At 41.1% G+C, this 25,274-nt stretch carries 26 protein-coding genes; 19 read left to right on the forward strand and 7 right to left on the reverse strand.

Translation table 11 applies throughout. The features are described 5' to 3' along the window. Positions 1-373: 373 nt before the first annotated feature. From OCU56_RS14120 to OCU56_RS14130, 3 genes are read right to left on the reverse strand one after another with little or no spacing between them, the layout of a single operon-like run. Positions 374-1,312: a 5-oxoprolinase subunit C family protein gene (locus tag OCU56_RS14120; RefSeq protein ID WP_261875363.1), complete on the reverse strand. Its 939-nt coding sequence runs from the start codon at positions 1,310-1,312 to the stop codon at positions 374-376. Further along, a complete protein-coding gene (locus OCU56_RS14125) occupies positions 1,309-2,043 on the reverse strand; it encodes a 5-oxoprolinase subunit B family protein (RefSeq protein ID WP_261875364.1) in 735 nt (244 codons plus the stop codon). The genes OCU56_RS14120 and OCU56_RS14125 overlap by 4 nt, the downstream gene beginning before the upstream one ends. Further along, the gene (locus OCU56_RS14130; RefSeq protein ID WP_261875365.1) at positions 2,044-2,775 is read right to left on the reverse strand and encodes a 5-oxoprolinase subunit PxpA; all 732 of its coding nucleotides are present in this window, start codon (positions 2,773-2,775) and stop codon (positions 2,044-2,046) included. It lies immediately after the preceding gene. Positions 2,776-3,016: 241 nt separating this feature from the next. Here OCU56_RS14130 and galE point away from each other — a divergent pair, with 241 nt between their 5' ends. After that, the gene (gene galE, locus OCU56_RS14135; protein ID WP_261875366.1) at positions 3,017-4,030 is read left to right on the forward strand and encodes a UDP-glucose 4-epimerase GalE; all 1,014 of its coding nucleotides are present in this window, start codon (positions 3,017-3,019) and stop codon (positions 4,028-4,030) included. A 397-nt stretch (positions 4,031-4,427) separates the two neighbouring features. On the opposite strand, the gene OCU56_RS14140 is transcribed toward galE, so the two are convergent. Continuing rightward, on the reverse strand, positions 4,428-6,824 hold the full coding sequence (locus OCU56_RS14140; RefSeq protein ID WP_261875367.1) for a bifunctional acetate--CoA ligase family protein/GNAT family N-acetyltransferase: 2,397 nt from the start codon (positions 6,822-6,824) through the stop codon (positions 4,428-4,430). A 202-nt stretch (positions 6,825-7,026) separates the two neighbouring features. Between OCU56_RS14140 and OCU56_RS14145 the strand changes: the two genes are divergently transcribed. Further along, a complete protein-coding gene (locus tag OCU56_RS14145; RefSeq protein WP_261875368.1) occupies positions 7,027-7,608 on the forward strand; it encodes an SPOR domain-containing protein in 582 nt (193 codons plus the stop codon). Between the two features lie 30 nt (positions 7,609-7,638). Next, the gene (locus tag OCU56_RS14150) at positions 7,639-8,643 is read left to right on the forward strand and encodes a D-alanine--D-alanine ligase (RefSeq protein ID WP_261875369.1); all 1,005 of its coding nucleotides are present in this window, start codon (positions 7,639-7,641) and stop codon (positions 8,641-8,643) included. Here the strand turns inward: OCU56_RS14150 and OCU56_RS14155 are convergent. Then, a complete protein-coding gene (locus OCU56_RS14155) occupies positions 8,627-9,592 on the reverse strand; it encodes a tyrosine-type recombinase/integrase (RefSeq protein WP_261875370.1) in 966 nt (321 codons plus the stop codon). The genes OCU56_RS14150 and OCU56_RS14155 overlap by 17 nt on opposite strands. Before the next feature lie 154 nt (positions 9,593-9,746). Between OCU56_RS14155 and yciH the strand changes: the two genes are divergently transcribed. From yciH to OCU56_RS14235, 16 genes are all read left to right on the forward strand, one after another. Then, entirely contained in the window at positions 9,747-10,058 is a 312-nt protein-coding gene (gene yciH, locus OCU56_RS14160; RefSeq protein ID WP_261875371.1) for a stress response translation initiation inhibitor YciH, read from the forward strand. Positions 10,059-10,452: 394 nt separating this feature from the next. Then, positions 10,453-10,839, forward strand: coding sequence for a tautomerase family protein (locus tag OCU56_RS14165; RefSeq protein WP_261875372.1), 387 nt, complete (start codon positions 10,453-10,455; stop codon positions 10,837-10,839). A 1,391-nt stretch (positions 10,840-12,230) separates the two neighbouring features. Then, entirely contained in the window at positions 12,231-12,473 is a 243-nt protein-coding gene (locus OCU56_RS14170; RefSeq protein WP_261875373.1) for a Flp family type IVb pilin, read from the forward strand. 57 nt (positions 12,474-12,530) lie between these two features. Further along, on the forward strand, positions 12,531-12,953 hold the full coding sequence (locus OCU56_RS14175) for an A24 family peptidase (protein ID WP_261875374.1): 423 nt from the start codon (positions 12,531-12,533) through the stop codon (positions 12,951-12,953). 33 nt (positions 12,954-12,986) lie between these two features. Continuing rightward, on the forward strand, positions 12,987-13,823 hold the full coding sequence (cpaB, locus tag OCU56_RS14180; RefSeq protein ID WP_261875375.1) for a Flp pilus assembly protein CpaB: 837 nt from the start codon (positions 12,987-12,989) through the stop codon (positions 13,821-13,823). Further along, complete coding sequence (locus OCU56_RS14185; protein ID WP_261875376.1) at positions 13,820-15,166, forward strand: type II and III secretion system protein family protein; 1,347 nt, start codon at positions 13,820-13,822, stop codon at positions 15,164-15,166. The genes cpaB and OCU56_RS14185 overlap by 4 nt, the downstream gene beginning before the upstream one ends. Further along, complete coding sequence (locus OCU56_RS14190) at positions 15,163-15,699, forward strand: hypothetical protein (RefSeq protein WP_261875377.1); 537 nt, start codon at positions 15,163-15,165, stop codon at positions 15,697-15,699. Before OCU56_RS14185 ends, OCU56_RS14190 begins: the two co-directional genes overlap by 4 nt. A 9-nt stretch (positions 15,700-15,708) precedes the next feature. Further along, the gene (locus OCU56_RS14195) at positions 15,709-16,935 is read left to right on the forward strand and encodes an AAA family ATPase (RefSeq protein WP_261875378.1); all 1,227 of its coding nucleotides are present in this window, start codon (positions 15,709-15,711) and stop codon (positions 16,933-16,935) included. A gap of 1 nt (position 16,936) precedes the next feature. Further along, positions 16,937-18,226: a CpaF family protein gene (locus OCU56_RS14200; protein WP_261875379.1), complete on the forward strand. Its 1,290-nt coding sequence runs from the start codon at positions 16,937-16,939 to the stop codon at positions 18,224-18,226. An 11-nt stretch (positions 18,227-18,237) separates the two neighbouring features. Then, the gene (locus tag OCU56_RS14205) at positions 18,238-19,173 is read left to right on the forward strand and encodes a type II secretion system F family protein (protein ID WP_261875380.1); all 936 of its coding nucleotides are present in this window, start codon (positions 18,238-18,240) and stop codon (positions 19,171-19,173) included. Then, positions 19,173-20,066: a type II secretion system F family protein gene (locus OCU56_RS14210; protein ID WP_261875381.1), complete on the forward strand. Its 894-nt coding sequence runs from the start codon at positions 19,173-19,175 to the stop codon at positions 20,064-20,066. The genes OCU56_RS14205 and OCU56_RS14210 overlap by 1 nt, the downstream gene beginning before the upstream one ends. Continuing rightward, on the forward strand, positions 20,066-20,854 hold the full coding sequence (locus tag OCU56_RS14215) for a tetratricopeptide repeat protein (RefSeq protein ID WP_261875382.1): 789 nt from the start codon (positions 20,066-20,068) through the stop codon (positions 20,852-20,854). Before OCU56_RS14210 ends, OCU56_RS14215 begins: the two co-directional genes overlap by 1 nt. An 11-nt stretch (positions 20,855-20,865) precedes the next feature. Beyond that, entirely contained in the window at positions 20,866-21,390 is a 525-nt protein-coding gene (locus OCU56_RS14220) for a TadE/TadG family type IV pilus assembly protein (RefSeq protein ID WP_261875383.1), read from the forward strand. After that, positions 21,371-21,934 carry a tight adherence pilus pseudopilin TadF gene (gene tadF / locus OCU56_RS14225; protein ID WP_261875384.1) on the forward strand — a complete coding sequence of 188 codons (564 nt, stop codon included), beginning with the start codon at positions 21,371-21,373 and terminating at the stop codon, positions 21,932-21,934. The genes OCU56_RS14220 and tadF overlap by 20 nt, the downstream gene beginning before the upstream one ends. A 2-nt stretch (positions 21,935-21,936) precedes the next feature. Beyond that, positions 21,937-22,572 carry an OmpA family protein gene (locus OCU56_RS14230; RefSeq protein WP_261875385.1) on the forward strand — a complete coding sequence of 212 codons (636 nt, stop codon included), beginning with the start codon at positions 21,937-21,939 and terminating at the stop codon, positions 22,570-22,572. After that, positions 22,562-23,998 (forward strand): TadE/TadG family type IV pilus assembly protein, encoded by a 1,437-nt coding sequence (locus OCU56_RS14235; protein ID WP_261875386.1) that lies wholly within the window; start codon positions 22,562-22,564, stop codon positions 23,996-23,998. The genes OCU56_RS14230 and OCU56_RS14235 overlap by 11 nt, the downstream gene beginning before the upstream one ends. A 424-nt stretch (positions 23,999-24,422) precedes the next feature. Here the strand turns inward: OCU56_RS14235 and OCU56_RS14240 are convergent, their stop codons facing one another. Together OCU56_RS14240 and OCU56_RS14245 are read right to left on the reverse strand one after the other, a co-directional pair. Next, complete coding sequence (locus tag OCU56_RS14240; protein ID WP_261875387.1) at positions 24,423-24,830, reverse strand: bleomycin resistance protein; 408 nt, start codon at positions 24,828-24,830, stop codon at positions 24,423-24,425. Between the two features lie 284 nt (positions 24,831-25,114). After that, on the reverse strand, positions 25,115-25,270 hold the full coding sequence (locus OCU56_RS14245) for a YoaH family protein (RefSeq protein WP_261875388.1): 156 nt from the start codon (positions 25,268-25,270) through the stop codon (positions 25,115-25,117). Positions 25,271-25,274 lie beyond the last annotated feature (4 nt).

Consider the following 25,274-nt stretch of genomic DNA (forward strand, 5'->3'; position numbering starts at 1 on the left):
TTATTTGTCTGCCATAGACACAGAGTTAACCCCCGCTCTAAATGTAAGCTCAGCCCTGACATTCTTTGAGCTCAGCGCTAATGTCCGCTGAGCTTTACAGGTGGGTCGTCAGCATAAATGGAGAATAGTATCCACTATTTTTGTTGATGAAACGGGTCAACTAAAGGGAATCAATGATTTGTCGAAAAGGGGTTATCCACACGAATTGTGGATAACTAGTTGGATAACTTTTTAAGGAAAATGAAGTAATCCCCCCTTAGCCTTTAGTTATTCTGGGCTTTGGTATATGGGTTATTCACAAAAGTTATAGATCAGAATTTCGGCGGAAATAGGTCAAGACATATTTTCACTATTTTGTGCTTTTTTGTGGTGTTTAATTTTGAAAAAATCGTAGCCAATTTTTGTAGATATCCAAACATGACTCAGGATCGGCCTCGCTAAATCGGATCAAGGCCCCCGGTTTGGCTTGTGCCAATTTAGGCAAATCCATTCTGGCGACATTGCCCAGTTTTAAATAGCCACCAATGGTTTGATGCTCACAAAGCATAATAATGGGTTGACCATTGGCGGGTACTTGAATGGCACCTTGAGTGATGGCTTCTGAAATAAGTGAGTGTGATGGCGTTTCAATAGCAGGGCCGGTCAGTTGATAACCCATTTTGTTGCTTTGCGCACTGACCTGATAAATGTGACTGAAGAAAGAGGTAATGGAATCGGCACTAAATAGGGAGTGCTGTGAGCCGAGCATAACCCTTAGGGGGATGATCTGTGTTGCTGACAGTGGTGGAATATAACGTGGATCCACTGAGCGTTTTTTAAAGGTGGGGTTTAGCGGGCGTTCACAACCTATGACGTCATGCTTGCTGAGGTTGCGTCCATCACAATGCAGTCCCCCTAAAGCATCTTTAGTCACAGTGGCGGCGCTATTGTGATGAAGAGGCGTTGCCACACCGCCGAGTAATGCCAAATAGTTTCTTAACCCCTCCCGAGGCCCTTTAATGGTTAGGCGTTGTCCCTTGCGTGCGAGAGACGCGCTCCAATTCGGAATGGGTTTTTCGTCTAAAAATGCATTGTTGATGGCCCCTGTGATGGCAAAGGCGGTGCGTTGCGTAAATTGCGCTTCAAATCCGCCAAGGGTGATTTCGATGACGGGTGAGGCAAATGGGTTGGCTAATAATTTATTGGCCCAATGGAAGGCGTATTCATCTGCGACCCCACCTTGAGTGATACCTAAATGAGCATAGCCTTTACGGCCCATATCTTGAATGCTGGCCATTGGGCCTGTTTTTATAATGTTCAGACAGGGGATCATAACTGGCCTCCTAACTGAATAAACTGCTGTTTGCTAATGGCCACAAATTGCACCCGATCACCGGGAGCCAGTAAAGTCATAGGATCAGATTGTGGATGATAAAGGGAAGTCGGTGTTCGGCCAATAATGTTCCACCCAGCAGGGCTTTGATTTGGATAAATTGCCGTTTGTGCTCCCGCTATGGCGACACTTCCTTTTGCCACTTTAGGTCTTGGGGTTGGCAATCTAGGCAGTTGTAGTGGCATCGGAACTTCGGCCATAAAAGCAAATCCTGCAGCAAAACCTAACGCGCAAACTTGATAGCAAACCGAGGTGTGCAGGGTTTGCACTTGATTTAAGGACAGTCCAGACAACTGCTGGTAGCGCTGTGCATCTAAGGCCACTTCTGCCCCATAATAAGTGGGTATTTCTATGCTTTTCCCTACTTGATGTTCGCAGCTTGCTAATGGTGGTTGCAATAGATGTGCAAGGTTTAACTGCAATTGTGGCCAGTGAAAAGCAAAGGGTGAAAATTCAAGTAACAGGGTGTTATAGCTGGGCACATAATTAATAGGGTTAGGCGTAAGAAATTGTTGAATGCGCTCCCTTTGCTTCGCAATTAGCGCCGGCAGATTGCGATCAATTTGATGGGAAAATTGGATCATAATAGCGCACTCACCGATACGTGTGATGGATGGGCGCTGCACGGTCGGTGTTATTGCGTTGGACAATGGATCTTTGGCAGACGACATTTATAGTTGCCCATCTATTAGTTGGCGCAGTTGTCTGGCAAATGTGCACGCATTTGCCCCGTCCCCATGAAGGCAAAGTGTATCCACGTTCAGTTGAATCTTCGCCCCATTATCAATGCAGTGAAAAGGGTGATGGTGGATGATGCTATGCGCTTGATGGAGCATGTCGTTAGCATTGTCGATAACCGCGCCGGGCATAGAGCGGGGTGCAAGGTGAGCATTGTCCTGATAACGCCGATCAGCAAACCCTTCTAGTATCAATGGCACTTGCGCGTGATGGGCTAGTTGTAAGTACTGTTGCTGGGAAGTAAACAGTATCATTAAGGGTAACTTTAAATGTGCGGCCGCGTTAACAACGCCTTGAAAGACTGTGGTATCTTTCATCATGTCATTATACAAAGCCCCATGGGGCTTAATGTATTCCACCTGTGCTTGATGCAACTGGCAAATGCCTTGTAGTGCGCCAACTTGGTAGAGAATTAAATGGGTGATTTCATCCATGCTATGGGCAATACTTCGGCGGCCAAACCCTTCTTTATCAGCATATCCAGGATGAGCGCCAATGGTGACATTATGGGATTGCGCCAACGCAACGGTACGAGCCATGGTATTGGCATCGGAGGCATGAAACCCACAGGCAATACTTGCCATATGAATGTAAGGCATTATCTGCGCATCGTATCCCATGGACCAAGAGCCATAGCTTTCACCCATGTCGCAGTTTAACTTCATTGTCGACGTCCTGTTCGAAGTGCTTATTGCATAAGGTCATTATATAGCAACAATTATGCAGCTTCATGATTATCATGCCTTTTATTCAGTTCTAGGGGGAGGGTTTTGCTTGGCTTACAGTGCAAAAGTGGGCTAATTAATGCAGAAAATAACGCAAGATAGCAAAATTGCTACCGCCAAAGAATTTAAACTGAGTTAGAATGGAATGATTTGAACCATTAAGCATTGAGTTGGTAAATTCATGAAAGTACTTGTGACTGGTGGTATGGGCTATATTGGTAGCCATACTTGTATTCAGCTATTAGAAGCTGGAATGACTCCTGTAATTTTCGACAACCTTTACAATAGTAAAGTCAGTGTCAATGAACGCATTCAGCGCGTGACGGGTCAATCAGTGGAGTTTGTTGAAGGGGATATTCGTAATAAAGCCTTGTTAGTCGACACAATGAAACGTCATAACATTGATTCAGTTATTCATTTTGCAGGCTTAAAAGCGGTAGGTGAGTCTGTCGCCAAACCGTTAGAATATTTCGATAATAATGTCAGTGGCACATTAGTGTTAGTGGATGCGATGCGCGATGCTGGAGTCACAAGCTTAGTGTTTAGCTCATCGGCAACGGTCTACGGTGATCCTGCTTCAGTGCCGATTACTGAAGATTTCCCAACCAGTGCCACCAATCCATACGGACGAAGCAAACTGATGGTTGAAGAGTGTTTAACCGATTTTCATGCCGCTAATCCACAGTGGAGCATTACCTTACTACGCTACTTTAACCCGGTTGGCTCGCATCCAAGTGGTGATTTAGGCGAAGATCCTCAAGGTATTCCCAATAATTTAATGCCATTTGTTTCTCAAGTGGCAGTAGGGCGTCGTGAGTTTTTATCGGTATTTGGTGATGACTACCCAACACCGGATGGTACGGGTGTTCGTGATTATATTCATGTTATGGATTTGGCCGATGGCCATATTGCAGCCTTAAATAAAGTAGGGCAACAAGCCGGACTACACATCTTTAACTTAGGTACCGGAAATGGTTCTAGTGTATTAGATATGGTGAAGGCATTTGAACAAGCCAGTGGTAAAACTGTCGCTTATAAAATTGCACCACGCCGACCGGGCGATATTGCCGAGTGTTGGGCAGATTCAAGCAAAGCAGAAACCATTTTACAGTGGAAAGCAACGCGCTCTTTGCAACAAATGTGTGAAGACACATGGCACTGGCAATCGGAAAATCCGAAGGGTTACCCTGAGTAATTCCGAATAACCATATGTTCTTTAGCTAACATGCTGTTAAACTTGTTGCGTATCGGGGATGTCATTAACATACTTATTATAGGTAGGAAATATGGAACTTGCGCTAATCGTCATGTTTATTACAGTATGTACTGTTATGGTAGTTAAAGAAATAAAAGCACAAAGATAGCCTTGCATGACCTTGCAAAATAGATAAACCAACTCATAGAGTTGGTTTTTTCGTTTATAGGAATACGATACCCATCGTACTAAATAATGGGTCATTCTAGCTTGTTAAAATACTCGATAACTACGTTACAATTTTTGATGGTAGAATAACGACTTATAGAAAAACTCTCCCTTGTTTTCGAGCATTTTTCCTGCGCTATTTCTGACCATTTACTTACTGTGATAGGTATTACAGTTGCAACGCCATTTCCACCACGCCTTCCTCGAAGTCTATTTGGGTTGAAAACCCCAACTTTTGCGCCAGAGAGACCATACCTTTGTTAGATGGCATGGTCATGCCTTCTAGGCGAGTGATGTGTTTGTCTCGGCAATAATCGATAATGGATTGCATGAGTATTCGCCCCAGACCTTGGCCTTTCATATCGGAGCGAATTAATACCGCAAACTCTGCGCTGTTACTGCGTATGTCAGTGATGGCCCGCACAACGCCGACTATTCCTGCGTCACTTTCTAATACCAGTGCCATTTCTCGGTCATAGTCAATTTGTGTGAGATTAGCCAGAGCCTGATGGTCAAATTCACCTACATCACTGAAAAAGCGTTTATACAAATCTTCTTTGCTAACGTTATTAATGAATTGGGCGTGCAGCGGTTCATCTTCTGGCCTAATAGGCCGTAGTAATAGCGATTGATTATTGTGGAGTGTGAATTGAGATTCCAACTCAACAGGATAGGGGCGAATGGCTAGCGTTCTGCGACTGGTTTCCCCTAATGTGATGGCAGTAGGTGAGAACTGACATCGCTGCTGCTCATCAAAACGTCCCACTAAGTGTAAAGATTGGATGGTCGCTTGGTCGATAATGATTTGGGAGAATCGAAGCAAATTGTTGGTTAGTGAAGTAAAGTTTTTCTCTGTTAATGGTCTTATTTTGGCTTTTTTAACGGTTTTTTTGATCAGCAATTGCGCCAGTTTTTCATTCAGCGGAGGAAAGCCTGCTTCAAAATGCTGATCATTGATTTGTGAGCGATTAAAGGGCAATGGCGTAAGGTAAGGAGAGTGACCAAGTAAAATTACCGGGCCAAAGGTTGGGTCACATTGCATGTGTAGTGAAAACTCTCCTAGCTCAACCTTTGTGGTGCGCATGTGGTAACAGCGCAGTAGATCATGAACTTTTTCAACGGGCAATGCGTTGGCGATGCGTTGTTGCAGTATCGCTTTGGCTTTTTGTCCAGCTTGTAGGGCATGCTCAATAGAGAGGGGGGTCTCCATCAATTGCACTTGGCTGGCGCGGTAGCGAACCAAATGCATAAAAGCCATCACGCTACTTTCGGGGGTGCGATACGTTGGGATCCCATGTGCTGAGAAAAGATGCCGCGCTTCCTTCGCAGAAGTTTCCCCAAGCCAGTTGGTCAAAAGGTTTACTCTGCGTTTATATGGGTGATTATGGTATATCTGCAGTAACTTATTGGCCGTGGTTAATGAATCAGCAATGGCTGTGGGACTATACATGATAAGTATGGCGTCCATTTCTTTACTGTCTAATAGTGCCGTAAAGGTACGTAATAGTTTTTCGCTTTGCCTATCTCCGGATAAGTCGATGGGATTTGTGGTGCACTCTGTAGAAATTTGGGCAAGCTGTTGCCTTGTTTCTTGGCTGAACTGCGCCAGTTTACCGCCTAAGTGATGCAATACATCACTGGCGATAACGGCAGGACCTGCGCCATTACTTATCATGGCCAGACGTTTGCCTTTTAACGGAATGGAGTGAGTAAGGGTTTCCGCTGCGGCAAAAAGTTCATGGGTGGAGTGGACTCTAAGTAATCCACAACGCTCAAAGGCAGAATCATAGACAATATTTAATGATTTACTGCCCCCATGGTGCAACATAGAGAGCTCTTTGCCAATGTTGGAGCGTGCTCCTTTAAGGACTAATACCCGTTTGTTACGTGCTGCGGCTCGCGCTGCAGACATAAATCGCCGGGCATCTTGAATATGTTCAACGTACAGCAAAATGGCTTCCGTTTTGCTATGCATGCTGAGGTAGTCAATGACTTCGGCGACACTGACATCCACCATGCTACCTATGGAAACAAAAGCAGAAAAGCCGATCTTTTTATCTTTGGCCCAATCCAGCATGGTGGTGGCAATAGCGCCAGATTGCGAAATAAAAGCAATTTTACCCGGCTCAACCGTCACCGGAGAGAGTGAGGCATTAATATTGGCCCAAGGCATACAGATCCCCAAGCTATTAGGGCCCATCAACCGGATATTGTGCCGTTTAGACAGTTGCTTAAGTTCGGTGGCCAGCGGTTCATCATATAAAGCATTAGCGATTAATAGAGCCGCTCGAATCCCTTTGTTATCCAGTTCTGAAAAAAGCGTACTGAGATTATGATGATCTACACAAATGACGGCTAATTCAGGCACTAAAGGTAGGGAGGCAAGGTTAGGATAACAATAGACACCAGAAACCGAGGTGTGCTTGGGGTTAACCGGAAGTACGGTACCGCTAAAGCCCGATTGCAATAAATTGTCGACAATGACTTTTCCCGATGACATTGGCCGAGTGGATGCGCCAATAATGGCAATGGCTTTTGGGTTAAACAACGAATCCATTGAGCTCATGCATCACCTTATATTTTTGAATAATCCTTTTAATTTTAAGGTGGAATGGCTTTACAGTGTGACAATTTTATTTTGTTTGTAGGATAATGCATGAAAACTGAGTCTTTGATCACGTCCAATTGCAATTAGCATCAGGCTTTTTCTTGATTGTGGAGTCGATGATGGGCATGATTTTGTCAACAATTAGGCAGTGAGCATAAAAATGAAAAAGATCGCTATCGTTTCTTTAGCTTTACTAGTTACCGCATGCAGCAGTTCTAGTGATTATCAAACAGACGTCACATCGGAAAGTTATCAAGAAAACTATCAAACCACTCAAGCTGAGGTGGATGCCAAAGCGCCTAAAATTGAAGAGCAAGACGTCACCGCAGATGAAACAGTGAATACTACGGATGCACAAGGTGCAGACAGTGCACCGCAAAGTACACCAGTGCAAGAAGCCACAGCGCAGCAGTCAACACAAGCCCCCGTCACCGAAGACGTTACGCCCTCTGCGCTAACGCCTAAAAAAGGCTTTGCTATTCAATTAGCCACGTTATCGGATAAAGAGCACGCCAAAACATTTGCCCAATCTCTTATGGCCACGACAACGTTGTGGATCCAAAGCAAAACCCTACACCAAAAACAGGTGTATTCGGTAGTGATGGGGGATTATGAAGATTATGATCAGGCTAAAGCGGCTGTGACGGCACTGCCTTCTGACTTACAGAAGCTGAAACCGTTTGTTAAGAACTTTACTGACAAAGAATTGGCAGCAACAGATAGCTTTGAGCTGTTAAAATAATCTCGAATACAATTTATTAGGTCTATATAGATGTCGAACATTACTATTCTTTTGCTTTGTGGTGGCGGTTCTTCAGAGCATGAGGTGTCTTTAGTTTCAGCTGATTACGTGCAACAACAGTTAGAATTAACCGCAGAATTTACTGTTATTCGCGTTGAGATAAAAAACAATTCATGGCTCACCAAGGCGAACAACGAATGCTATCTAGACATTCATTCAAAAGAATTGGTGGAAGGGCAAACTAGATCGGGCATCGACTACATTGTTCCTTGTATTCACGGCTACCCAGGTGAAACGGGCGACATTCAATCTATGTTTGAGCTGGCTGGTATTCCGTATTTTGGTTGTGGGGTTGAGGCAAGTTGTAATAGCTTTAATAAAATCACTTCAAAATTGTGGTACGACGCAATTGGCGTAGAAAATACCCCTTATGTGTTCCTCACCGAAAACAACGGCCAAAGCCACCAACAAGTGCATGATGCATTTAATCGTTGGGGCAGCTTGTTTGTAAAGGCGGCTCGTCAAGGCTCCTCTGTAGGTTGTTACAAGGTCACGGACTGCGAGGGTATTGAAAAGGCGGTCAATGATGCGTTTGGCTACTCAGAGCAAGTGCTGATAGAAAAAGCCGTGACTCCAAGAGAGCTTGAAGTTTCCGCCTATCAATATCAAGGTGAGTTATTCATTACAGCCCCAGGGGAAGTCATTGCACCTTCGGGCACCTTCTATTCTTATGAAGAGAAATACAGCTCTGATAGCCACTCTACAACTGAGATTGTGGCGAAAGGGTTAAGCGACGAACAGCGACAAAAAATTGCGGATTATTCACATAAAGTCTTTGTGCAAATGGGTTTGAAAGATCTATCCAGAATCGACTTCTTTTTAACGGAAGATGGAGAGATCTACCTCAATGAGGTGAATACTTTCCCAGGAATGACCCCAATTTCGATGTTCCCTAAAATGCTGGCAAATAATGGGCACTCTTTTGCTCAATATTTAGCTCAAGCAGTAACACGCGCCGTTAATCCCAAGGCTTAATCACTTTAAATTTGAGCCTTTCATTGTCTGCCAATACCTGTTTGCCTAGGTATTGAGCAGGCATTGCAGGACTGAGCCAACGTCCAAAATCGCTAATGTCTTTCACATCATACCCTTGTTTTGCTAATTCTTTTGCCGCACCCACCCGAGCAGACTGTCCTGACAGTTGCAAACTTAACCCCAACTGAGTTTCTGAGGCGCGGAAGACACGGTAGATAGAGGAGGCATCCAAAGGTTGTTCGCCAATATTGCCATGGCGATCAATACGCCTAAAAAGTGGTCCAATATGCTCAGGCACCATCAAAATCCAGCGCTGCACAATTTCACTACTGGCTGACGACAGTTGGTAGTGCTGCTGATTGATATTCACTTGAATGGATGTGGCCTCGATGACATCACATTGAATTTGAGAAAAAGACAACTCTCGTAACTCGCTACGTTTCATCGCACATTCAAACATAACCGACAAAATCGCCGCATCTCTTAATTGCTTTACACTGCTTTCGCTATTGAGTTGCTGTTGGATTTGAGACAAGTGGCTGGCATTAAAGGCTTTTGTTTGTTTGGCGTCACCTCGTTTATCTACGCGCAGTTGTGCTAGTAACATCTTGGTTTGGCGATGGTTGCAAGGATCACTAAACTCATGAAAACGATGAACTAATCCGATAGTTATAGCCATTCTTTTTAATGTGGCGTACTTACGTGTCTCACTCTGTTTTTCAATAAATAAACGTACCGCAGTGGTAGATGCAGGAATGCAAGACACATGGCGGCGCTGACAGAACTCGACAAAGTGATTCCAATCATTGAACATAGATAACAAAGAATTGTGACTATATTGCTGATGCGTCAATTGGTTAAAGTCATCAACAGTGACCAATTGGCTAAACCGCTGACAGCTTTGTTGTTTACGCTTACTATCGGTGATGGGGATACACTTTTTACGCATGTGACGCACTATAACTAAATTAGGTGGTGTTGATATGATAGTTGCTAAGCAACTGATTGAAAAGTATTAGTTTTACTAACAACTCATCCTGCGGTTAACCTCGCATAAGAAGGGTGCTAAAATAACACAAACACTCTTATATAAAGGCTGAATAATGTCTCTAGTATATTCAACGGAAGTAGGGCGAATTAAGCCCGAACAAACAAAAGAACAACGTCCTAAAGGTGATGGCATTGTACGTATCCAACGTCAAACCAAAGGCCGCAAAGGAAAAGGGGTTTGCTTAGTCACCGGTTTAGATCTTGATGATGTTGGCTTAAAGCTCATGGCAGCAGAGCTTAAAAAAGTGTGTGGTTGCGGCGGCGCAGTTAAAGAAGGGGTTATCGAAATTCAAGGGGATAATCGCGATAAAATCAAAACCCATCTGGAGAAGAAAGGCCATACGGTCAAACTAGCAGGGGGCTAATCAGCATAAGGATATTTAATACAAACCTACGTTTGTTATGTCAATATCCTTTATTTATGCATATGTAATGCACTATAACTAAATTCTTAGAGAGAAATAAACATAGTTTCAATAGATGAACACAAGTTAAAGTGTAAACAAGCATCTATTATGAGCGTACTATAAGTTACTGTTGTACTTAACGTTGAATTCGGAGCTATCTCATATCAATCGTACTAAATAACGGATCATCTAGCTTGTTAAAATCCCCGATAACTGCGTTAGAATTTTTGATTGTAGAATAACAATTTATCGAAAAATTCTGCCTTGTTTTCGAGCATTTTTCCTGCGCTATTTCTGATCACTTACTTAGTGTGATTGGTATGATCAAAGCAGTCACTAAAGGAAATAGCAGATGATTGTCATTTACGGAATTAAAGAGCACTTAAACCCCATTAAAGCCTTACTATCAGACGTAATCCAGCAGTCCATGTCGAGCGCCTTAGGATTGCCCGATGACAAAAGAGCTCATCGATTCATCGCAATGAATAAAGAAGATTTTTACTATCCACAAGGAAGATCGGATGCCTACACCGTCATTGAAATTAATATGATGCAAGGGCGACAAGTGCAGACAAAGCAGAAACTGATTAAGACCTTGTTCAATGAAATTGAAACTCAATTAGGCATATTGCCTATTGATATTGAAATCACCATCCATGAACAGCCAGCGCATTGCTGGGGATTTAGAGGCATGACAGGCGATGAGGCACAAGACTTGAAATATAGGGTAGACGTGTAAGGTATTATTTAGATTTAGTACGTTACAATGTCACTAACCACCAAGAGCGACCAGTAATCATTTAATATTAAAGACTTGCACTGAGTTGCAGCGTTCCATTTGTACGCCAACACAGTGCAAACTTAGCAGATAAACTCAGTACATTTGATGATGTACCACTTCCTCCATGCTCATAACACACCCCGTCTATATTTATTCTAGCCGATTCAAACGCAATCTAGCAGCAGACGTTGTCTGTCATATCACTATGTCTTTGATGTGCTTTTCCTATCTACCATGATGCTCTATACAGGTACTGAATCAGAAAGCATTTTTACCGTTGCTCAAAACCACATCCAATCAGTCGTTGCTTACTGATTACCCTGATGGCGATTTGCTCGGCTAAGAACGGTTTTGGTTTCCTATGCGCCTGGGAGCGAAGTCTTTAGCTCCGACAGTTTTTGAAGCCTAAAAAGTGAAGGACTCACTTGACCTAACATTGAAGAGACAAAGGGAAAGGACATCCCATGAGGCATTCACCGCTCATAATGGTATGACTTCTAGCCTCTATTTACTGATTTGCCAATGGGATTTGCAAGCGATGATAGGGTAGAGCAAATGCCTTGAAGGGTTGAAATGGATGAAGTTATGGCTTTATTGAGGGTGTGCAAATAATTAGGCGCATTTTACAGGCAAAATTATTTGTGTAAAAAATGTTGTAAAAAACAAAGTGCAATATGACCATGCTTTCATTTGATTGCACCAAAAGTGTGATGTGATTAAAAAAAATAAAAGAAACTATAGAAAACGCTGTTAAATTAATAAAATGAGTAGAATAATTACTCTAATTCCTTGAGTTAGGTGCGTTTGGATTTAAATCTAATTTCGTGACCTATATATTAATTGATGTATCATTGATATGAATTATGCTTATTTTAACCCCCGTCAAAATATGTAAATATAAAGCTAAAATTAATAAGTAAATATTGTTGCGCAACATTATAATTATTGTATTTTCGACGCAATATAACCTGTTGATTTTGCAATGTAACATTTCATATACATATCCCATGCTGTAAAATCTGCCTTCGCAAGCCTAAAAGACTGCAAGATGCCCATTTCTCAATACAAAACCCTACAAAAACATTCCTGTTTGAATTTAACTTCTGCTGTTAATTACTTAATCATATAAGAAATAGCTGAGAGCGTAATTAAGGTGTTGAATTTAAGTCGCTTTTATCTATAAACTCTACCCCGATTTCAACCATTGATTAAAATATGCACAATGCTCACCAGTATTAAAGTGTTGTAACTGTTGAAATTGCTTGCATATATTCACATGTCTTTACTGTGAATATTTAATATTATTTATTGTTAATTGCAATTAGTGCAAAAATTAGGGCGAACCAAATATGATTACTTCTTTATATGTAAAATCTTCTTTAGCAACAGAAAACATGATCAACAAATGCAAATCTTTCATCAAAGATGAGCGTGGTGTGACTGCAGTTGAGTATGCAATTATTGCTGTTGCAATGTCTGCGCTTGTTTTAGCTATATTCAAAAATGGTACATTAAAAGACGCACTAACAAGTGCAATGGGTCATGTGTCAAACAATATTGATAATGCAAACGCTATTAAAGCTGGTAAATAAGAAACTATATTTAGAATTTGAGTCAATACATTGTATTGGCTCTATTCCAATATAATTATGTTTTATATATTACTTTTAAATCTATTTTGTATTGCATATTTTGACTGGAAGCATCGTCGTATACCGAATTTGATGTTAATGACATTGTTACTTTGTCTTGTCCCAACATTGAAAAACACAATTGAACTAGATGTTATCGCTCATTTTTTTGAAGTATTAATTATCGGTTTTGTATTTGTATCGTTTGGAATCATCGGTGCAGGCGACGTCAAACTACTCGCAGTCATTAGCCTAGCGGTGAAACCCGCTTTCTTTCTTTTATTCTTGTTTAGTATCACCTCACTAGGAGGGCTACTGGCAATAGGTTATCTCATCTACGGTTATTGTACCGATATTAATAAGGTAAGAGCACGAGGCATTCCCTATGGATTGCCAATTGTCATCTCGGCAGCATGGGCGCTGTTTGTCTCAATTCATTAATGCTTTTTTTGGTTTATTTCCTTAGGGGGAAACGTGAAACTAAGAATTTTCATATTGGTGTTGTTGTTGGGGATCGTTGGTTACCTGTTAGTTGGCAATCAATTTCATTCTCAATCTACACCATCTAGTCAGGCCAATTCACCGGAACCTGTTCAAGTAGAAAAAACGTTTAAAGTTTGGATGACCACTCAAGCGGTGCATCGTGGTGACGAGATCACTCGTGATCAGCTTAAAATCGTTTCTTTAAAACAGCAACAAGCGTTCGACCATGCCATCGATCATGATGTAGAAATTACCGTGAGTCCGAAGATGGTCGTTGATAGAGATCTTGATAAAGGTGCCTTTATCTTTCCTGAGATGTTAGTCACGCCAGATCAAGACGAATACGTGAACTTGATTATCCAACCCAATTTTATTCCTTATCCCATTTCGCTCTCACCGGCAGTATTAATTGGCGGCGGCATTCAAGCGAACAGTTTTGTGGATGTGTTGGCGTATACCGCATCTAACAACAGCCACATTGCTGATGACGAGGAAGATGTTGAATATCTGGATGAGCGTGATGCTCGTGACGTGTCCATTTCTCCGCTACTCATGCACGTTAAAGTGTTAAAGGTTGCTTACCCGCGTAAATCAACGGATGAAGACAGTGATGAAGTTAAAGGGGACTTAATGACGCAAAAGGCCACTTTAGTCCTTGAATTAACCGAAAAGCAAGTGGCGAAAATGACGGTTGCACGGCACATATCCGATATTGAAGTTCAACATTCCCTTGGTACAGAGCGAAGCCGTGATTTGAGCGCGGATGTGGATGATGTTTTACCTAACCTTAATCAAGTTCGTGAAATGCGAGGAGATACGAGCAAATGACAATAATAGCTCGCATTATGTTAGCAATGGTTGTGAGTTTAACGTCACTATCTGCATTAGCAACCACCATGAATCTACAAGTTGGTCAGGCACAGTCTTTGTCCTCTCGTCAGGCCATTGGTTCAGTGTTTGTGGTAAACCCGAAAGTGGCAGACTACAAGGTGATCGATAACAACAAATTAGTGGTGTATGGCAAGAAGGAAGGAGATACCAGTCTGTTGGTGTTTAACCATGACGGTCAAACCTTAATTAGCCGTAAAGTGCATATTACTCAAGATCTTTCCTATATCAGTCAGCAAATAAAAATGCGTTACCCGCATAGCCAAGTCACGGTATCTTCCGTGGGATCATCGATTGTCCTTAGTGGCAACGTATCCAGTGATGCCATTAGTGACGGTATTTACCAGTTGGTAGGCTCTATGGCGCAAGGTGATGGCAAGGCCACCGCCTCAAGTGATAAACATACTAGCGCGGATAAGACAGCAGTTGATCAACCTAAGCAGGCTATTGGTCATTTTGTTCAAAAGAAACAATATCCTGGCGTTGTGAACAACATTGAAGTGATTTTAACTCGCCAAGTCAATGTCAAACTGACCATTGCTGAAGTGACTCATGATTTTGCGGAGAAACTTGGCGTACAAGTGGGCTCTGGCGGACAAATGGGTGTGTTTGTTGATCATATTGAAAACTTCAGCGCTAGTGATATTACCTCAGTGATTAGTGCGGTTAACTCAGAAGATGTTGGACAAATACTGGCCGAACCAAACCTGTCGGTTATTTCCGGTGAAAAAGCCAACTTCATGGTAGGCGGTGAACTGCCTATCGTTTATTCAACAGACGACAATATCACGGTCGATTTTAAAAAGTACGGGGTCAATCTTGAACTGCAAGCACTGGTTGAGCGTGATGATAAAATCAAGCTACTGCTTCACCCAGAAGTGAGCTCCATTGATGAGCAACATCGCAATGATAAGTTTGATATTCCGGCCCTAAAAACCCGCAGTGCTGAAACTACCGTTGAGCTAGGTGATGGTCAAAGCTTTATTCTTGGTGGTCTATTGGACTCTCAAGATGTTGAACGCTTAAAGAAAATCCCATTTGTTTCTGAAATTCCAATCATAGGTGCGCTGTTTAGGCATACCGAATCTGAGCGTAATAAAACCGAACTGATTATCGTCGCAACCGTTAACTTAGTTCACCCTATTGATGGCGCAAAAATCCAGCTACCTACCATGCGCAAAACTCATACGTTAGAGCGTTGGTTAGGGGTTCGCAGTTCGCAAAAATCGGCCGGAGAGCAGTGGGGACGTGAAATTTTAGCAGCGGGAGGGTTTAAGAAATGATCTCTTTAAAAATCAGTCAAGTGCTTAGCCTTTTCACTCTATTTATGCTGATGAATATGACCGGCTGTAGTGAATATATCCACGAACGCAACGCTGCCACCATTGATGTGGTTCCTATCAATTATCATTTGCAATTAAAAGTGCACTCACCGGGTTTGAAAAAGTCGGTGGATAAAGTGGTGGCGTATGTTAACTCTCATCGTAATGAGTTAGTCGATCATAAAATTGAGCTGACTTGGTATAGCAAGACGGCGTATAAGGTGGTTACTCAAGTAAAAAGTTATTTAATTTCACAAGGGTTTCGCTCTGATAGTGTGTTATTGACTAAAGGCAATGTTAAACGTGATAAGCCCTATTTTGATTTAGAACTGTTTGCGCAGCGATATCAGGCGGTTTCTAGTATTTGTCATTATGAACAAATAGAAGAATACGGCCGTTACCCTAATGGATGTGTGGTTGAAGGCAATCGCTGGCAGATGATGAATCATCCAGAGCGCGTATTAGGTTCATCAACGTCACCTGAGCAAGAATAGGGGAGCCTCATGTTCGATTTTATGGATCTTGTCTCTAGTAAAGATGGAAGAGACGAAGAATTAAATAATCTCTCTAGCGCGATGTTCTATCGTGATGAAGAGTGCATGCACAGTATCAAGGAAGCGTTTGAATTTGAGGGTTGGAAAGCGCCTGAATTCTTTGTACTGAAGACTCAAAAGCTTGCCGATTATATCCGTGAGCAAACGCCAGAAGTTGTGATCCTTGATTTTACCGATAGTATCGACCTTATTGGGGATGTGGAAGAGATCCAGCTGTTATTGCCCAATACGGTTTCAGTCATCATTATGGGTGCTCAAGATTCGATATTGTTGAAGCGAGAAGTGCAGAGTAAAGGTTTTTACTACTTACTTTGGCCTTCACAAAAGCGTGACGTGATTGAACTTGTCGGACTGGTTCGCAGTGAAAGCTTTTCAAGTGAAGGGCTTAGCCAAGCGCGTAAAGCGAAGAAAATTTCTATTGTAGGTTGTAAAGGCGGTTGTGGCAGTACTTTGATTGCCTCTGAGGTGGCTTATCAATTGAGTCATGAGAAAAAGTCTTCGTGTTTATTAGTCGATAACCACTATTTGACCAGTAATCTTGACATCATGTTAGCGTTAAAGAACTTTCAGCGACGTCCGTTAACTGAATCAAACATGCTATCCAATCTTGATGTTTCATCAGCAAAAAACCTTACACAAGAAGTCACGCCGTTACTTTCTGTTTTGGCGTTACAACAAGACGAGCGCCGTAATAGCACGGAGTTAAGACAGTACTCCGACGCCATTGCCGATGTATTGTCCGCAGAAGCGAACTTTATTATTGAAGAATTTTCTTGTGATAATCAGCTCTATGCCAGTCAGTTTTTGGCCGATAGCGATATTGTGGTGTTGGTATTTGATTCTACTGTTTCGGCTTTACGAAACGCAGCCATCATAAAGAGTGGCATTGAACAGATGGTGACCAAACACAATACACGATTTTTACTAGTGATGAATCACACTATGCCGGCTAAATTTGCCACCGTGACTAAGGTGGAGGTGGAGAAACTATTAGATACCCAGCTTAATATTGAATTGCCTTTTGATAAACATATCCGAGCGATCAAGTTAGAAGGAAAGTCCGTGTCGAGAGGAAAAACGCGATTGGCCAAAGGATTAAAGCAACTGACGTCTTTGATCTTAGGTCAAGTGGTCATCAAAAAACGTGGCATAAAAATATTTAGCAGGACTAAGTAACATGAACGCAAGTGAAGCCTATCTGTATATACGCAATAAGATCTTTACTGTTTTAGACGCCGAGGCGGTAAACAATTTATCTAAAGATTTGTTACGTCAGCAACTTGCCAGTGCGATTGATTCTATTATTCAGCAAGAGCGTTTATCGGTACCCAACGTCATTAGACAAGAGTATGCACAAAATTTAACTAATGAGTTAGTTGGGTTAGGACCGCTACAAAGCCTAATGGATGATGATTCTATTGCCGATATCATGATCAATGGGCCGAAGAATATTTTTGTCGAACGTAACGGTATTGTTGAAAAAGTGCCAGTCACTTTTATTGATGAAGAGCAACTGCAAACGGTAGCAAAACGCATTGCAACCGAAGTTGGACGCCGTGTGGATAGCACTTCACCGACCTGTGATGCTCGTCTAATGGATGGCAGTCGAGTTAATATTGTGCTTCCACCAATAGCAATTGATGGCACTTCAATTTCCATACGTAAATTTCAAAAAAGCCGTATAGATTTTAAAAAATTGTGTGAGTTTGGAGCTATGAGCCCTGAAATTGCGCAGGTATTAATGATTGCCGCTCGCTGCCGTTTAAACATTATTATTTCTGGTGGTACCGGTTCTGGTAAAACGACCATGCTCAATGCTTTGTCGCAGTTTGTTTCTGAAAGAGAACGCATTGTAACGATTGAAGATGCGGCGGAACTGCAATTGCAACAACCTCATGTTGTGCGGTTAGAAACTCGCGCAGCCAGTGTCGAAAATACGGGCATGATTACTCAGCGTGATTTGGTCGTAAACTCACTTCGTATGCGCCCGGATAGAATCATTATGGGTGAGTGTCGAGGCGGTGAAGCCTTTGAAATGTTGCAAGCCATGAATACAGGTCACGATGGTTCAATGTCCACTTTGCATGCCAATACACCAAGAGATGCGGTATCTCGTATTGAGTCAATGGTCATGATGGCAACCAACAGCTTACCTTTAGAAGCGATTCGTCGCACCATCGTTAGCGCGGTAGATGTTATTGTCCAAGTTAGCCGTTTACATGATGGTACTCGTAAGGTCATGAGTATCTGCGAGGTGGTGGGTCTTGAAGGTCAAAGTGTTGTATTAGAAGAAATTTTCAAATTTCAGCCGGCACAAGGTCACTCTTCAGAAGGCAAAGTGCAGGGGAATTTTGTCACAGCCGGTCTTATGCAGCGTTCCGTGTTAATGGAAAAAGCCCGCTTCTTCGGCCTAGAAGACAAACTCTCTGCAGCCTTTGGTTCACTTGACTTGCAAGTTAATGTGTAAGAGAGATCACGGTGTTAATTAAATTACTTATTTGCATACTATTAGCTTGCTGTGCATTTTTACTTTATCGAATAGTAAACCCAAAGCGTCATCATGACTATATAGATGAAGCCGCGAAGTTTAATCAAACTGTGTATCTTAATTCGATGATGGATGATCACCAAGCAGTGGATCTATTATCACTTTCAGATCAAACGATTAAGCAGAACATTGAGCAGAAGTTTCGCAACATTAAGCAACAACTAGGATCGAAGTCAGAGCTAAAAATCATCCTATTTGCATTGCTGGTTGCGTTTGCTTGCTACGAAATAAACAGTGCAATATTGAAAGCAAACTTAGTCATTATCATAATTATAGGCGAGATCATTGCCAGTTATGTCATGCTTGGCTGGCTTAAAAAGCGTGAAATGAACGCATTTGAAGACTCTTTTCCTATTGCTCTTAATATTATGACCAGTGCAGTTTCTGCGGGTGAAAGTGTTATGCACGCAGTTATTCATGTTGGAAAGAACCTTGAAGGACCGGTAGGCAAAGAGTTTCGTTTAATGGGAAACCGTCTGCAAATGGGTGAAGCCCCCGATGAGGTGTTTCGTAAGTCCTGTCGACGTTTTCCTTACAAAGCTTTCTACTTTTTTGTTATCACGTTACGGGCCAATATGCGCCGTGGTGGACAATTGAAAGATGTCATGTCTAAATTAAATCGAATCATGTTTAATGCTAGAGCGATTGACAAAAAGAAAATGGCGATGACTTCAGAGGCTAGAGCATCCGCTAAGATCGTAGCGGCAATTCCCTGTATTTTCATGGTGATTATGAAAGTATTTAGCCCTGATAATTTTGATTATGTTATGACCGATCCCACGGGGCGTTATATTCTATATTATTTATTAGTGAGTGAATTTATTGGCATATCGATCATTGTCTGGCTTATGAAGGGGGTTAAGTAATGCCCTCTATACCTATTATTTATAATCGTCAGTTTTGGATTGTTATCATTATACTTGCAGTCGTATTTTTAATTGGCGATTTACTCTATTTATCAATAAAGAGAAAGAAAGTACTTGAACAGGTTAATTTAAGAAAAGCCAATTCTAATCAAGAGAATCAACAGTGGTTAGAATCCTTATCTGGAGTACTAAATAAAGTATTTTCAGGTGATGAAAATGAGATTTCGGCTAAATTTATTGCGGCAGGTTTTTATAATGGCGCAAAATTCGCAAGTTATTTTATGCCTATAAAATACGGTTTCCTTATTTTAGGTAGTTTCATTATTTACCTATTAGGTACAGAAGGGGATTGGTCAAGTACCTCCTATATTGTATACGGTAGTCTCTGGTTAGTGTTTACCTTAATCTTTCCCGATTCTTTTTTAGCCAGTAGAGCAAAAAATCTTAAGCATAAGATTTCATCAAATTTACCTTATCTATTAGATTTGATGGCAGTTTGTGTACAAACCGGCATGACGATTGAAGCTGCAATGCAATACCTATCTCAAGAGATGAAAGGGTTTGATAATGACATCAGTTATTTATTGGATAAAACCAATGATAGGGCACGTATTGTTGGGATGGAACAATCTCTTGATGAGTTGGCCATTCGTGTGCCGAGCAATGAAATTCAAAGCTTTGTGATGACATTAAAGCAAAGCATGCACCATGGTACATCTATCTACCAAGTGCTTTCTACGCTCTCTTCGGACATGCGAGAAGTGCAAATACTTGAGCTTGAAGAAAAGGTAGGCAAATTGTCTTCTAAAATGTCAATTCCGTTAATTCTATTTATTATGGTGCCTATTGTGATTTTGATAGCGGCTCCAGGTGTTATGAGGATGCTATTGTAATGGTGATTATTCGAAGTTTAGCGATATTGATTTGCGTCTTGTTAGTAGGTTGTGCATCACAACCTACTAACGAGCAAAAAGCATTTGCTACCAGTGAAAAGATTTATATGGTCAGCCATAACTATAAAAAGTTGATAGATTTATACAAAAATGAACTTAAAAAAGATCCCAATAACACCCAGTTGCAAACTAAGTTAGTTCAAACTTATCTTAATTTTAACGATATTAATTCTGCTAGATATTATCTGAATGAGTTGATTAAAAAACAATCAAAACCTAATCCAAACATTTATTATCTTGATGGCCTCGTTTACTACCAAGCATCTGATTTTATTTCGGCCAAAGAGTCTTTAGAAAAAGCACTGGAAATAAATAAATACCAAGGAGAGTCTTCTCACCTTACGGAAGATATTTCCGGTGATATCTATAATTTAAAAGGGATTGTAGAGGCTTCGCAAGGAGACTTAAAATCGGCTAAGGCTGATTTTATTCAAGCTAAACATTATATGTATGATGATGTAAAAATAGCGAATAACTTAGCCGTTATTGACATGCTCAATGATGATTACCAGTCTGCATATGACCGTTTAATGCTGTTTTATCTTGATAGTGATGCAGACGATCAACTTAAAGCTAATCTTGCGATTTCTATGGCTAAATTAAATAAATACGAAGAGTTGAAGCAATTATTTAGCAAAAAGTATGATGAACAAAAAATATTTGAGCTTTATCAGTATTTGCAACAACTGCAAAGCAATAGCATCAATGATTTTAAAGTGTCGAAGTGATGTTTAGCAATATGAGAAAGCAAAAGGGAATCGCGACAATAGAATTTGCTATGGGTTTTGTCTTCTTTTGGCTAATGGTAGTGCTTTGGATTGAACTGAGTTACGTCAACTATGTATCGTCATTAGGTGATTTGGCCATATCTGAAGCTACCCAAGCGGCTAAAAAACTCAAACACACTCATAGTGGCAATCAGGCTCAGTACAGTGCCATGTATCAAAAGGCATTTTTAACGGCAATTAAACGTAGTGATAGCTTATGGAGCAACTTTATTGAGCCAAACGACTTTATGGCGTCGATTACGTTTATTCATGACTATAAAAAATTGGCGCAAGCACCAGATTGTGGTTTTGATCCTGCGCATCCTCACCAGTTTTTCAGACAATGTGGTGATAGCCAAAATAACAGTCCTATTGCGATTTACCACATTGAGTACAAAGGGAGCACAATTTTTGATGTGTTCAATCCTGGGGCGCAACTGTTTAGTCGCGAAATGTTGGTAATTCAAGAGAATGAACGTGATCAATTTAACTACTAAAAATCGTGCACAAGCAGGGAACTTTACGGTTGAGTTTGCCATTGTAGGCGTTGTGTTCGCTCTTCTTTTGGTGTTTACCTCTGATTTGGTGGTTAAGCTTGCTACACATGGCAAGTTAGATCGTATGTCATTTTCAGCTGTCAGCATTTTAAAAGAACGAACTCAATTTAGTTCGCAACATGACATCGTGCCATTAACACCTATTGAAGTAGACAATGTTTATCGTATTGTTGAACGTTCATTAGCCAGAACAGTCGGCAATTTTGATGAGAATAAACTGGGGTTTGTTGTGGAAGAACAACGATTTAATTCAAACGGACAAGCATTACCATTGTCGACAATACACGCGTCTATGCATTCGGCAGGATGCACTTTAAAACAGTCATTACATAGCATGCAAAATCTATCCCTTAAAAGTTCATGGGGGAGACGCTTTACTCTTTATCGAGTCACTGTGTGTTATCAAACTGAGAATTGGTTTGGCGATTTGGTCGGTAAAACTTTTAATTCTGTTTCTTCTAGCTCTGTCATTATGGGACGTTAATCATGCATTCAAATACATTTATTCGTTTTACTTTTTTATTGAGTACTTGCTTGATGGCCAATACAGCAATGGCAGCCCATCAAGCCGAGTATTATTGTGGTCAAGGTGACTTAGAATTTAAGGAGACAATCTCAGTGGGGAAAGCGACTGAGGTTCGAGTCTCTCAGGGGGCTTTCATGCAGATTGAGTCACCGAATCAAGATTCATCAGCATTGGATTACCTAGCAGATTCTCTTGATCGCTCAGGCTTGAGCCAGCAGTGTATTGAGTACCTTGAGGCACATTCAAAGACTGAAAAAAGTAACACACCTGAGTTACTATCCCGTGTGTATTTTTCATGGGATAAAAGTGAACTGACGGATAAATCTCGTTATATATTGTCTCAAGTATTAAAAAAAGTCGCTAACCGAGATAAAAACTTACTATTAAAAGGTTATACCGATAACACGGGCAGTAAGCAGTATAACTACGAGTTGGGTTTGCGTCGTTCACAGTCCGTATTAGCGTATTTGTCTGAGCATGGTTTAGCGAAAAACAAAATGCAGGCGAGTTCTAAAGGCGAAGCTGATCCTGTTGCAAGTAATGCTGTTGCTAGTGGCAGAGAGAAAAATCGCCGAGTAGAGATTGATGTACAGTAGTCGAGGTTGTACGCCACTTAGCCCATCATCACAGCGCGGGCATGCCGGCATTTTATTTGCAATTATGATCCCTTTCATTATGTCGATCTTTGTCTGGGGCATTGAAGGGGGTCGTGCGATACAGACGAAGGCTCGTTTGAATGATGCGGTTGAAGTTGCTACTTATGCGGTGGCCGCTCACAACAGTGATGACAACACTGAAAATGACGCACTTGTTAAGCGATATCTTCGAGCATACATTCCTGATTATCAAGATGTGCATCTGCATGTCACTAAGATTGCCTGTGAACACAACTCAGCATGTACGCAAAATTTAGCTCGCAATCATAATGCAAAACGTTTTTTTGAATATCGAGTGAATGCTCAGATCAATCAGAAAGCGTGGTTTATCAATCCTACTTTTGTGGATATGGGTAACGATTATGACGTTGCTTCGGAAGATTCGGCGCGTAAATACCAATCTCAAGCCGTAGATGTTGTTTTTGCGGCTGACTTTTCAGGGTCTATGGCTAGTTCATTGAAAAGTACCTGTCCAAATGGGCATTGTACTCACTACCATCCTGGTCAAGCTAAATATAAGATGGTGATTGAGATCATTAAAGAGATCACTGATGAGTTGCAAAAATTTAATAGTAATTTGTCGGGGAATCATAAGAATAAAGTGGCGTTTATTGGGTACAATAACTACGTGCAGCAATTAACCCAGCAATACCATCCGCAACACTATTTTTACCAAAATGACGGCAGTTCTCGTCATTCAAATGATTACCATAGTAAAACGAATACTTGTTATCAGAACTTTCTTTATGGCCATAATCAAAGTATTCGTAGTATCAGCCAAACAGTAGCAATACATACGATTGATCATATTTTTGATCTATCTTATTGGGGGAGTGATGCGGGTAAAAACTACCGATGTATATATAAACCAAGTAGTTATACGTCGAACCCTAGTTTTCATAATATGCCCATGACAGCTAATTTTACAACATTTAATAACGGAATTAAGAACTTTAGTCCTAGAAGCGGTACAGCTTCGTATGTGGGATTGATTCGAGCTGCACAACTTGCCGATAGTCCGCAGGCTGATGAACCGCGTAGACTGATTATTTTGCTTTCTGATGGACAAGACTCTCACCAAGGGATAACACGTAAGTTGGCAAACCCAGGTTCACATCATATTGGTTTATGTGACAAAATTCGTGACCATTTTAATAATCCATCACACTCTACCAGTCATTGGACAAGCACTCATAAAGAAGTCAAAGCTCGCCTTGCGGTTATAGGTTTTGATTATCCTGTAAACAGTAATACTGGGCTTAGAGACTGTGTGGGTAAAGATAATATTTACGATGCCGAAAATAAGGACGCGATCAAGGACAAAATTTTGGAGCTAATCAGTGAAGAAATAGGGCATCTTAATTAGCTCTATCTTGGTGTAAATCATAGCCGTTATATGAGTTTATGGATTGTATCCATCATGCTCAGCAGTGATGGCAGCGTAATGAGTCATCGACGAGTCACTTTATTAAGTGCTGTCCAGTACGTTGTGGGCAGCACTTAAGCTGATAGGTTACTCACCAATTTAATTAATAAAAAATCTTATTTAACATAACATACATTATACGCACTTATAGCGTAAGCGAAAAATGGTAGCGCTGGGCAAAGTAATGATCAACTCCGTCAGTTCTCTACAACCATTAAAGGTACTGGAAACGAAGATAATAATCGTTTAGCGATAGAGACATAAATGTTTAGTTCTGTATGCCTACCAATAACCGTGCCCTGCTCTTTCTCATTCATAGGAGTAAAGCATCGAGTAGCGTTAACGGTAAATCCAATTTTGCGAACTACATGTGATCTTGGCAAAATCGAAATAAGTATCCATCGGGACTCTGAATTATAAACTGCCGTTGTGTTATCCGCTTAGTGCCACATTGGTATGGCTTATCTTCAATTGCTAGATAAATGCAGTTGGGTTCCGTTAGTGTGACATGATGGTACAAGGCGTCTATATCATCCACATCCCATTGCAAATTCATGCCACGGCCTAATGGAAATTGCATTTCACCACTTATCCATTTCCTGCTGTTGCTGTCAATTTGTTCAAGCATCAAGTCAACACCTTGGCGGCTTAAGAACACGAATTTATCTTGTGGACGTTGGTATTTTACGCAGAACCTCAACACGTTAATAAAAAAACGTTTGCTCACTTCTACATCAAAACAATACAGTTCTGGCACGACACGTAACGTCATTCATTCCTCATCAGAGCATTTTTATAAGCGGTGAAAAACTTAGATTATCATCTTTGTTATTGTTTAAACGCGCTAATGATTGCAAAAAGTAGCATGTAATTTAATTTCATATAAGATTTACATCGCCTAAATATAAACCAACCAACGCATTGGTTTATAAAGATTTTTAGTAATTCATGGTTAAATTAGCTTATGACTTATTGATTGTTTTGGTATTACACGGTTGGGTTTATGACATAAATACCATTAGTTATAGTGCGTCAGTAAGGTAAAAAACAAGAGCCTTATTGCTCTTGTTGCTTGTTAAATTCAGCTCTTATTTCTTCTGCAACCACTTTTATGGCTTGCGCTGTACTGATCCCTTCAGCCATAAGAGCTTGTATACGCTCTACCGCTTTTTGTTGTTCCTCATGGGTCAACGGGGGTAAATCATCAAACATGGTA

Source organism: Vibrio rarus (assembly GCF_024347075.1).
Classification (GTDB): domain Bacteria; phylum Pseudomonadota; class Gammaproteobacteria; order Enterobacterales; family Vibrionaceae; genus Vibrio; species Vibrio rarus.